The organism is Xanthomonas sp. NCPPB 1638, from assembly GCF_041475635.2.
GTDB lineage: Bacteria > Pseudomonadota > Gammaproteobacteria > Xanthomonadales > Xanthomonadaceae > Xanthomonas > Xanthomonas cucurbitae.
Map to the genome: position 1 here is coordinate 2,243,084 of NZ_CM192984.1, position 11,975 is coordinate 2,255,058.

General features: G+C 63.5%; 4 protein-coding genes. All 4 read left to right on the forward strand.

Annotated elements, in window-relative coordinates:
* The first annotated feature begins 273 nt into the window (after nt 1-273).
* Complete coding sequence (locus ACCQ13_RS09805) at nt 274-3,090, forward strand: TonB-dependent receptor domain-containing protein (protein ID WP_159407119.1); 2,817 nt, start codon at nt 274-276, stop codon at nt 3,088-3,090.
* Nucleotides 3,091-3,474: 384 nt separating this feature from the next.
* A complete protein-coding gene (locus ACCQ13_RS09810) occupies nt 3,475-7,728 on the forward strand; it encodes an Ig-like domain-containing protein (RefSeq protein ID WP_104602803.1) in 4,254 nt (1,417 codons plus the stop codon).
* Nucleotides 7,725-9,311 (forward strand): family 43 glycosylhydrolase, encoded by a 1,587-nt coding sequence (locus ACCQ13_RS09815; RefSeq protein ID WP_159407120.1) that lies wholly within the window; start codon nt 7,725-7,727, stop codon nt 9,309-9,311. Before ACCQ13_RS09810 ends, ACCQ13_RS09815 begins: the two co-directional genes overlap by 4 nt.
* A gap of 36 nt (nt 9,312-9,347) precedes the next feature.
* Nucleotides 9,348-11,675: a S9 family peptidase gene (locus ACCQ13_RS09820; RefSeq protein WP_208800553.1), complete on the forward strand. Its 2,328-nt coding sequence runs from the start codon at nt 9,348-9,350 to the stop codon at nt 11,673-11,675.
* Nucleotides 11,676-11,975 lie beyond the last annotated feature (300 nt).

Below are 11,975 nucleotides of genomic sequence, written 5' to 3' on the forward strand. Positions count from 1 at the left end.
AACACGGTAAACCCACAAATTTCCGCATGTCAGTTGCATAAATTCGTCAAGACGCTGTCTTGAGGTTGTCGCAAGCTTTTTTCACCCGGCTCGACAGTGGTCGAGCATGCGCTCCCAGGGGGCAGCGCTGCAGCGTGATGGATACCTGCGCTCTATCGGCAGGGTGGTGATGTTTTCTGTGGTGATCGTTCTCTCATCTGGCACCGTCGCGGTGCGGCAATGCCGTGCCCGTTGGATGAGCCTTTCTCTTGTGAAAGCACTTAAGGATTCTCGATGTCACCGAGTCGCTTCGTTGCTGCGCCGCGATGTCCTCTTCTGAAAACGACTTGCCTGCGCAACGCCATCTTGCTGGCCTTGCCGCTGGCTGCGCTACCTGCTGCAGCGCAGCAGCGCACCGACACCACGGACAACGTCACTCAGACGCTGGACCAGATCAACGTCACCGGCACCCATTTACGGCGTGTTGATGCCGAAACCGCCAGTCCGGTCATCGTCATCGATCGCCAGCGCATCGAAGACAGCGGTCAGAACACGCTGGGACAGTTGCTGCAACGGATGCCGGCGATGGCCGGTTTCATGCCCGGCCCGGCGTTCAATTCCGGGTTCAGCCATGGCCGCGCATTGGTCTCGCTGCGTAATCTGGGCGCCGAGCGCACCCTGGTGCTGGTCAATGGCCATCGCATGGCTGGCCCTGCCAGCAGCGTGGCCTCGGCGCCGGGCGTGGACGTCAATGCGATTCCGGTGGCGATGGTGGAACGTGTGGAAGTCCTGACCGATGGCGCGTCATCGGTCTATGGTTCCGATGCGATTGGCGGTGTGGTCAACATCATCCTCAAGGACAAGTACGACGGTTTTGCGGCGACGGTGGATTACGCACAGAGCATGCACGGGGATGCCAACCGCCGCACCCTCGGGCTGGAGTGGGGCAAGACCTGGGAGCGCGGTGGATTGATCCTGGGGCTCAGCCGCAACTCGATGAATCCGGTGTTCAATCGTGACCGCAGCTACGCGGCCAAGGCGGTGCAATTCCTTGATGGGCAGATCGTCGAAGACCGTGGCGGCAACACGCGTGCCTTTCTGAAGGACGGGCGGATCTTCACGCCAGCAGATGGTGTTGCGCCTGGACCGGTGGATCAATCGGCGTTCCGCCCCTATCAAAGCGCGACCGATGGCTACAACGTCTATGATGCCCAATATCTAATTACCCCGATCACGCGCACCAACGCCTCGTTGCACGGCAGCTTCGATTTCACCCCGAACGTGCAGGGCTACATGGACGTGTTCTGGACCAGTAGCGAGACCATCTCGCGGCTGGATGCGTTCGGCCTGGAGATGCAGGGCGCGGTCGACAATTACTACAACCCCTTCGGCGACCAGCTCGACCGTTATCTGTTGCGCTCCACGCAGGCCAACCAGCGCGTCTACACCGCAAACATGTTCCAGACCAATATCGTCGCCGGCTTGCGCGGGCGCGTGCAGGACACCAGTTGGCAATGGGATGCTGCAGCCGGTTCTGCGCGTTACAAGGACACGCTGGTACGCACCGGTTTTTCGGTGACGTCCATCTTGAACAACGCGGTGGGGCCGTCATTCCTGGATAGTGATGGTGTGGTCAGGTGCGGCGCACCGGGCGCGGTAATTGCCGGCTGTACACCGATCAACGTGTTCAACCCCAACGACCCGGCAACCATTGCTGCATTGCGCGGAACGCAGCGGCCGGTCGACCTGATCGACAGGAGCCAGATGCGGTTTGTCGATATCAGCGCCAACGGCGATCTGTTCAAGCTGCCGGCCGGTGCCGTGCAGGCGGCGGTGGGCCTGGTCTACCGCACCAACTCGTTTGCACAAGGCACCAGCAGCACGGTGGCCGCTGCCGACGCCAACGGCAATTGCGACTACAACGACGGCTGTATCCTCAAGCAGGGGCGTGGCGAGTCGGTGCGTGAGGCCTATGCGGAGCTGCTGGTGCCCTTGCTCAAGGACGTGCCGCTGGCCAGCAGCTTGAACTTGAACCTGGGCTCGCGCTATTCCAACTACGATGCCTGGGGCAGTACGACCAACAGCAAGGTGGCGATCGAATGGCGGCCGATTGCCAATCTGCTGGTTCGCGCCACCGGCTCGCAGGTCTTCCGTGCGCCAGCGCTGGGAGATCTCTACGGGTCGCCGTTCAGCGGCATTGTCGATAACACCAGCGGCTTCCAGGACCCGTGCAATGGCTACACCGGCCCGGGTAATCCAGCCTGCGTCAACGTGCCCAATAATGGCAGTTTCACCAATACCGAGCGGTTCAATCTGGTGACATCCGGCTCCAATAATGTTGGTTTCCAGCTCAAGCCCGAGCGCGGCCGCTCCTACAATGTCGGCATCGTGTACGACCCTGAGTTTGTGAGCGGGTTGTCGCTCAACGCCGACAGCTGGCGGGTGGTGCTGGACGACATGCTGGCCGGGCTCGGATTCCAGCAAGTCATCAACGATTGCTTTGAGGGACGCCAACCTGGGTTCTGCCCACTGATCCAGCGCGATGCCGCCGGCAACTTGACCCGCGTGTCGGTGCCGTTTGCCTACAACAGTGGCAAGGTCGACGTGCGAGGCTATGACGCCGGCATTCACTACACGCTGACCAAGACCGCCTGGGGCGATCTGTCCGCCGGGCTGGATGCGACCTTCTTCTCCAACTACAGCTTTGCGGGCGACCCGCACAACTACGTTGGTGAAAATTCCAGTTGGGGCAACATGCCGCGTTGGCGTGCGGTGGCCAACCTGGCCTGGGACAACGGCCCGTGGCATGCGAGCTGGAGTACGCGCTACCTGGGGCACACCGTCAACGGCAGCCAGTACCAGAACTTCTGCGCCGACACCAATGCCGATGGCAGTTGCCGCTATTTCAAGATCGGCTCGGTGGTGTACCACGATGCATCGGTGAGCCGGAAGTTTGCCGCACTGCACAGCACGCTTGCGTTGGGGATAGACAACGTGGGCAATCGTGCGCCGCCACGCTTCTACAGCTACTCCAATGCAGCCAACACCGAGGCCTCCACCTACGACACGCTGGGGCGCTATTTCTGGAGCCGGCTGCGGGTGGAATTTTGAGAGGCGCCGATGCTTGTGGTAGCGCCGCACGCACCAGTCATGCCTGCGGCGCAGTGCAGTGGACGCGCGTGAATCAATCCGATGCAATAGCACTGCAGCACGGGTGGCCTGAGGGGCGGTGCTCCATGCATGGCGGCGCGTTCGTTCGCGTGCATGCAGGGGCGCCTGTTGGCAAAGGACCTGCAGCTCACCCGCAGCGATGGTGGTCCTGATGCCTGATCGGCAAGATGCAACTGTCCGCGGGCGTTGTCTATATTCACGTCCGGGGGAGCCGTCTGCATGTTGATCCGTGGTCTGGGGGCATTGGTGCGCCAGCAGTGGTGTGCTTCGGCTGTGCGAGGGCGCTACCTGCTCATCACGCTCCTATGGGTGCCCAGCCTGCTGATGGCGATGTCGGTCATCGCCAAGCAGGTGCATGCCCCGCTGGTGGCCATGACCAATGCAGCGATAGGCGAGCCGAAGTTTCGTGGGCTGGCGCATCCGCTGCCGGAGACGGGGGCGGAGTTCGCCCCCGATGGACAGTTGGCCAGAATCTACGCTGCCGATCTTGCGCGAGGGGCGGGGCAGACACCGGGTAACGATTTCTGGATCGATCGCATGCTGGCGCGCGAGGGCACCGAAGGTGGCTTCGACGAGTCGAACAATTGGTTGTTCTCGCGTGGGCGTGCGGCCTATCTGTCTGCGCATGCGCCAGAGATTCCCGGCTTCGTCGGGCAGGCTGCGTACTGGCATGCCACCGATTTCGACGCGCTGTTCCGGATTGAATCCACCCAGGGCACGGCCGCCGTGCAGTGGAAGGAGCGTGCAGGCCAGCGGCGCCAGACGCCGAGCTATTTCAGCACCGTGTTCGACGATGCCACGGCCGGCGTGCGGATGCGCCTGGTCAAGTACATCACTGAGCAGAACGTGGCGGTGGCCAGCATGGTGTTCTCCAGCCTGGACGGTGCGGCGCATACCTTGTCGGTGCAGGCGCTCTCGCCAATGGCCCAGCATGCCCAAGGCAACGAACTGACCGGTGCATTCGATGCCTACAACGCCATCACCACGGTGTTTCCACGGCTATCCGGTGATGGTTTTCGGGTCGATGGCAAGCGCCTGGTGCGCGAGGTGGCCGTGCCTGCCGCTGGCGACGCGCCCGCCATCAAGCTGCAACTGGGCCTGCTGACCGATGAGTTGCCCGAGGCGCGTGCCGAGTACCAGCGCATTGCCGCGCAATCGCCGCAGCAGGCCTATCAGCAGCAGGTGACCGCCTACAACCGCTGGTGGGTGGACAACCTTCCATATCTGGACACGCCCAACGAAAGCATCACCAAAAGCCTGTTCTATCGCTGGTGGCTGCTGCGCTTCAACCTGCTCGATGCCAACGTGCCGGGCAACGATTACCAGTTTCCGGTCGCCATCGAGGGTGTGCTCGGCTACAACAACGCCATCGTGCTGACCACCTGCATGTTTCTGGACGATCTGAAATACCTGCGCGATCCGGTGTACGCCTACGGCAGTTGGCTCAGTACCGGAGAAACCGCTGGCGGCGGCAAGTACACCGACAATCCTGGCTCGCCGGAAAACTGGTCCAACTCCTATGCGCAGTACGTCACCGACTCGGCGTGGCGATCGATGCAGGTGCATGGCGGCCCGGTCGCACTGGCCCAAAAGCTCGCCCGCTACGGCAGCGGCGATGTGGACGGGCTACTTGCCGCTTACGATCTCAATCACAACGGGTTGATCGAATACGACTGGGCGGCGATGACCGGTAACGATGCCGATGCGGTGTCCTTCGATTGGGCGAAGCGGCATGGTGAAATCCGCATGGATCGCACCGAAAGTGCCTACGTGTATGCCAACGCGCAGGCGGCTGCCCAGGCGGCCTTGCTGGCCGGCGATATCGCCACCGCGCAGCGCATGCAGGCCACCGCGCGGCGCATCCGCCAGGCCGTGCTGGACGTGCTGTGGCAAGACCATAGCGCGGCGGCCGATTCGGTGGGGCTGCATGGCGAGCTGCTCAAGCACCGCCAGGCCAGTGGGCCGCTGCTGCCGGTGGATTGGAAGGAAACCAATAACTACTACCCGTTCAGCGTGGGCCTGATGCCCAAGCAGGGTGATGCGGACTACTCTCCCAAGTACGTGCGTGCACTACGCTTGTTTGCCGATTCAGCGCAGTACCCGCTGTTTCCGTTCTACACCGCCAATCAGTTCGATATGCAGGCGCGCGCCAAGGGCGGCGAGGCGGGCAGCAATAATTTTTCCACCATCAACGCGACCGTGGCGTTTCGCTTGTTGGGTGCGGCATTGCGCGACTATCCCAACCAGTATCTCAGCGCCAAGAGCTACCGTAGCCTGCTGTACTGGAACGCCTGGGCGCCCTACATCAATGGCGACAACCGGTATCCGGACCAGAACGAGTTCTGGGCCAAGGGCAGTGCGGCCGATGGCGGCAGCATCGGCTATCGTTCGTGGATTCACCATACCCAGCTGGGTGCCACCAATTTCAGCATGATCGAAGATGCGATGGGCCTGCGTCCACGCAGCGACACCAAGATCGAGCTGTATCCCATCGATATCGGCTGGGATCATTTCGCCGCCGACAATCTGCGCTATCGCGACCGTAATCTGACCATCGTCTGGGACCGCGACGGTACCCATTACGGCAGCAAGGTCGGCAAGGGCTATAGCGTCTTTCTGGATGGCAATCTGGCCTTTCGCGTGGATCGTCTGGCGCATGTCATCTTCGACCCGGAAAGCGGGCAGGTGAGCGCGGCGCCGGATGCGGTCAATGGCAACGAGCCTGTGCAGGTGCTGGAATCGCATCGCGCCCAGCTGGCGCCGATGGCGCAGGTGGGCATTGCCGCCGGCTCGCGCACGGCCCAGATTCTGGCCAAGGCTGGCATGGATGTGGCACTCACCGGCGCCGCAAGCCGAAACCTTGCCGAAGGCGCGGCGGTCAGCGCGAGCTTTGCAGCACCGGGTCTTGCTGCGGCCGCTGCGGTAGACGGCAGCACTGCCAGCTTGCCGTTCTGGGGCACGCGTGGCTCACCCACCGACAGTGACTGGATTGCACTGGATCTGGGCAGCGCTCAAGAGCTGGATCAGGTGGTGCTGTATTTCTATCGGAGCTCTTCGCCTGAAGGGACACATCACGGCTTTCCCTCTGGCACGCGTGCTGGTTATGCCGCGCCATGGAGCTACACGCTGCAGTATCGGCTCGGTACCGAGTGGAAAGCGGTGCCGGGACAGGTGCGCGATACGCCATTTGCGCAGGGCAATCGCAATCGGGTGCGCTTCCCGGCGATTCGGGCACAGTTCCTGCGCGTGGTCGTCAGGCACGCGGGCAGTGCACGGACGGGGATCAAGGAACTGCAGCTTTTCCACACCGGCGCTGCGGTACCAGCAGCGAGCGGCCCTGTGCCACCGCAGGTGCAGGCACGGCAACTGGACGACCCGGCCGCGCCCGAGAGCGTTGTGCTGCGCGGCCGCGTCGGTGCCAGTGACGTCTCCGGCGAGCCGCTGCGCCTGCGGTGGCAGATGCAGCACGGCCCGGACGGTGGCGATGCGTTGTTTGCCGATCCGGCCGCATTGCAGACAGCGGTGCGGTTTACCCATGCCGGGCACTACGTACTGCGCTTGACCGCCAGCGATGGCACGGGCGAAGGGCATGCCGATGTGCACGTGGATGCGCCCGCAGCGCCTGCATTGCGCAGCATTCCGTTACAAGGCCTGGCAACCGTCAGCGCCGAAGTCACCAGTGCGCATCATCGTGTTGAGGCGCTCAACGATGGCTTCCTCCCGCCCACAGGGAGCGTACCCAACAACGCACGGCGCTGGGGGAGTTACGGCCGCGCGCAACCGGCGTCGGTCTGGTTGCAGTACCAGTGGGCGTTGCCGGTACGGATATCGTCCAGCGCGCTGTATCTGTGGGATGACCAACCCGGTGGCGGCGTTGCACCACCGGGCAACTGGAAGCTGCAATACCTGCGCGAAGGGCAGTGGCAGGACATCGCAAGCGCTGGCGGTTATCCGATTGCCGCGCCGGGAACGGCCAGCACGGCCAGTTTCGCGCCCGTCATCACCACCGGCCTGCGCGCGGTCCTGGCCACCCAGACCACTTCGAACGGACATGCAGCGCTAGGGGTGGATGAGTGGCAGGTGGAGTCAGAGCTGCCCAGTCGCGTGGAAGAGATCGCGCTGCGCACCGCTCCTGGCCAGCTGCCGGCCCTGCCACAAACGGTCACCGCTTTCTTTGCCGATGGCAGCGTGTTGCCGGTTGCGGTGCAGTGGCCCGAACTGCCGCTGAGCCGGCTCTCCAGCGAGGGCGCGGTGGAACTGCAAGGCTTGCTGGAAGGCGTCATGCCGGTCAAGGCCACCATCTGGGTACGCGCAACGCCACCGGGGCAGATCAATACCGTGCAGGCATTGCCGGTGGTGACCGCCGTTGCGGGGCGCACGCCGACGCTGCCGGGCTTTGTCACCGTGCAATACAACGACGGCTCACGTGAGCGCCTTGCCGTGCAATGGCCTGCGCTGCCGCCGTCGCGGTATGCGCAGCCCGGCACCATCACGCTCACCGGGACGGCGCAGGGGCGTGCACCCACCGGGCAGATGTCGGTGCCACTCACGTTGCAGATCACGTCGGCCACGCCATGATCGGCATGCTCACTCGTCGTGTCGCACTGGTATGCGCGTTGGCTACTTGCGCTGTTCCAGCGTGCAGCGCAGTCACCCTGCAAGGTGAACATCTAGACGCGCCCGGCAACCCGATTCTTGCCGACGGTAGTGGGTATTCGGCGGATCCGGCGCCCTTGGTGGCGGACGGCAAGTTATACATCGTGGCAGGGCGCGACACCGCTGCACCCGATCTCAATGCCTTCGACATGCCCGGCTGGCAGATGTTCGTCAGCAGCGACCCGGCCAGCGGGCAGTGGACGCATTACCGCGATTTCCTGCAACCGCAGCAGGTCTTCGCCTGGGCGGAAAAGCGTTACGCCTATGCCGCACAGATCGTGCAAGGCCCGGACCGACGCTATTACCTGTATGCACCGGTGCAGCAGCGCAAGTCGACCAATCAAGATCCGTTCGCGATCGGCGTGGCGGTGTCCGACAGCCCGCTCGGCCCGTGGACCGATGTGCATCCGCAAGGGCCGGTGGTGTCCCAGTCGGTACCCACGGCCAACACCATCCAGAACATCGACCCCACCGTGCTGGTGGACGACGACGGGCGCGTGTATCTGTACTGGGGCACCTTTGGCGCGTTGTACGGCGTGGAGCTGCAGCGCGACATGGTGAGTTTCAAGGGCAGCCCGGTGCGGGTCGATACGCTTGAAGGCTATTTTGAAGCGCCTTGGCTGTTCAAACGCAACGGCAGTTACTACCTGGCGTATGCGGCCAACAACGCTGGGCGTCGCTCGGCGTGTACACCCACGCGCTATCACGCGTGCATTGCCTACGCCAGCGCACCGACGCCGCTCGGTCCATGGACGTATCGCGGCATCGTGCTGCCGCCGGTGTCATCGACCACCTCGCACCCGGGCATCGTTGCGTTCAAAGGCCAGTGGTATCTGGTGTATCACACCGCCGATGCGCATGGAGGCGGGCATTTCAGGCGCAGCGTGGCCATCGACCGCCTGGAGTGGGACGACACGACCCAGCCGGCCAGCATCCGTCCTGTCATCCCGACCCGGCGCCCGGTGCCGCCGACACCGCCGCAGCGCAATCAGGCGCCATTTGCCTATGCCAGCGCGTCCAACGGCCCGGATATTCCCGTGCAGTACTGGATGGCCGCGCTCAACGACGGCGTTGTCAAAGCCAACCCGTTGCCACCGCAGATGTGGGGCAGCTGGACACCCGACAATCCACCCCAGCAGTGGCTTCAATACAGCTGGGCGCAGCCGGTGACGCTGGATCGCACACGCATCGTGTTCTGGGCTGACCAGCCGGCCGGTGCGTCCATTGGTGTGGCCCCACCGGCGCATTGGCAGCTGGAGTTCCGCCAGGACGGACGGTGGCAACCGGTGCAGCCCAAACACTCGCATGACGGCACCAGCAGTCTCGATGCCGCGGTGTCGTTTGCACCGGTGACCACGCGCTGTGTGCGGGTGATGCTGGATGCTTCCGGCACCGAAGGCCAACACGCTGCGCTTGCCGTACAGGAATGGGAAGTCCTGGCGCCGCAACCGCAGCGTCTACCAACCGCCACTGCCGCCGATGCCGCACGCTGTGATGCGCGCTGAGCGCTCTTTCGTACCAGTGCCTGCATGAGGATGCACATGTCGCACCCATCAACTCGTCGTCATTGCCGCATCGCTGCGTGGTGTCTGGGCGTTGCGCTGTGGCCGGGCCTTGCGTTCGCCACGGCTGCACCGACGGCCGCGCAATATGCGCAGGCCATTGGTCTGTCCGATCATTATGCCTCGCTGGTCGATCGGCAACCCACCGAGCCGGTGTGGGTGGATGCGGGGCACTTCCTGTATCAGCGCGGCGTGGCGCGCGCCAATCAGGCGCCCGGCATCGAGTATCGCCTGGTGGATGCCGCCAGCGGTCGCAACACGCTGGCCTTCGACCATGCGCGGCTGGCGGCGGCCCTGACGCAGGCCGGCGCGCACGACGTCGATGCAGCCGCACTGGCACTGAAACAGCCAACCCTTGCGCAGCAGCGCCTGGGCTTCCAACTGGCGCGCCGGGGCTGGCAATGCGATCTGGCACGTTATCGCTGCGAGCATCAACCCGACGAGGACGAACAGCCCGAAACGATGGACATGGCGCTGCCGCTCAAGCAGGGCGAGCACACCGCCAAGGCGTCGCCGGATGGGCGCTGGCGCGCCTGGGTGGAGCAGGGCAACCTGATGATTGCGCCCACAAGCGGCGGCAAACGGCGGGTTCTCAGCCGCGACGGCAGCAGCGGCGACTACTACGCCATTGATAGCGTGGAATGGTCGCCCGACTCTCAGCACCTGGCCGCCTATCGGGTCAAAGCGCCGCCGCCGCATATCGTGTACTACATCGAATCGGCGCCGGCCGATCGCGTGCAGCCCAAGCTGCATCAGCAGATCTATCCCAAGCCAGGCGATGCGCTGCCGGTGATGCAGCCGGTGTTGTTCGACATCAGCAGCGGTGCGGCCCATCCGGTGGCGATGACGCTGCTGCCCAACGCCTTTACGCTGAAGAACATTCAGTGGTGGAAGGACAGCCGCGGCTTCACCTTCGAGTACAACGCGCGCGGGCACCAGCTGTATCGCGTGATCGAGGTGGATGCGCGCACGGCAGTGGCGCGCACCTTGATCGAGGAAACATCGCCCACCTTCATCGAATATTCCCCACTCAGCGGCGACCACGAGAATGGCGGCAAATATGCGCGCGAGGATCTAGCCGATGGCAAGCAGATCCTGTGGGCCTCCGAACGCGACGGCTGGGAGCATGTGTATCTCTACGACGGACACCGCGGTGAGGTGATCCGCCAGGTGACGCGTGGCGATTGGGTCGTACGCAAGATCGACCATGTCGATCAGGCCACCGGGCAGCTGTATTTCACTGCATCGGGCATGCAGGCCGGAGAAGACCCGTATTACCGGCACGCGTACCGCATTGGTCTGGATGGCAGCGGTCTGACCGCGCTGACGCCCACGGCGGCCGATCATCAGGTGAGCTATTCGCCAGATGGAAAGTGGTTTGTAGACCTGTCTTCGCGCGTGGACCTGGGCCCGGTGCTTGAGCTGCGTCGCAGCGCCGATGGCGGGCTGGTGCAGACCGTCGAAAAAACCGATCTGAGCCGCTTGCTGGCCAGCGGGTGGCAACCGCCACTGCCCTTCCACAGTGTCGGGCGTGATGGCAAGACCGAGATATGGGGCGTCATCCATCGGCCCCAGCGGTTCGATTCGCACCAACGCTACCGCGTCGTCGAGAATATTTACGCTGGCCCGCAAGGCTCATTCGTGCCAAAGACGTTCAGTCCCAGGGTCTCCTCGTTGACTGCGCTAGGGTTCGCGGTCGCACAGATCGACGGCATGGGCACCAATAATCGGTCGCGCGCGTTTCACGATGTGGCGTGGCGCAATCTCAAGGATGCCGGCCTGCCCGATCGCATCGCCTGGCACAAGGCCGCCGCCGCGCAATACCCGTGGTATGACATCGAAGGCGGCGTGGGCGTCTACGGCACCTCGGCCGGCGGGCAGAATGCCTTGGGTGCACTGCTGTTTCATCCAGAGTTCTACGTTGCGGGCGTGGCCAATTCCGGCTGTCACGACAACCGCATGGACAAGATCTGGTGGAATGAGCAATGGATGGGATGGCCGGTAGGGCCGTGGTACGCTGAATCGTCGAACGTTGAAAATGCCGCGCGTTTACAGGGGCATTTGCTGCTCATCACCGGCGACATGGACATGAATGTGGATCCGGCGAGCACCTTCCAGGTCGCCGATCGTCTCATCAAGGCGGGCAAGGATTTCGACCTGCTGGTGGTGCCGGGTGGCGATCATGGTGCTGGCGGCGACTATGGCAGACGCCGTCTGCTGGACTTCTTCGTGCGCTGGATGCAGCAGGCGTCAACGCCGGACTGGAATCGCCTCGACGCAAGCGCTGCTGCTGCACCAAAGTCATGAGTGGTTTCGTGGTTGCGGCATGTGCGCATGCGCTGCCGCCAGCGCGACGTGCCAAAGCTGGCGTCGCGTCGCGCTAGACGGGAGTGCTGCGTTGCACAGGCGGGCATGCGCTTGTCTCGCACATGCCGACAGCGCCATGCCGCGACCGTTTGGTGGTAATCAGCATGAAAATTGCAGTTTTTCTGCAAGAAGTTGCGTTGGAGAGGGTTCAGCATGCCAGAGGGTGGGTACTGCAAATCATCATCGGCCAACGCGATAGCGCATCTGTGGAGAGATCCCAGGCGACTGTGGACGGGGGCA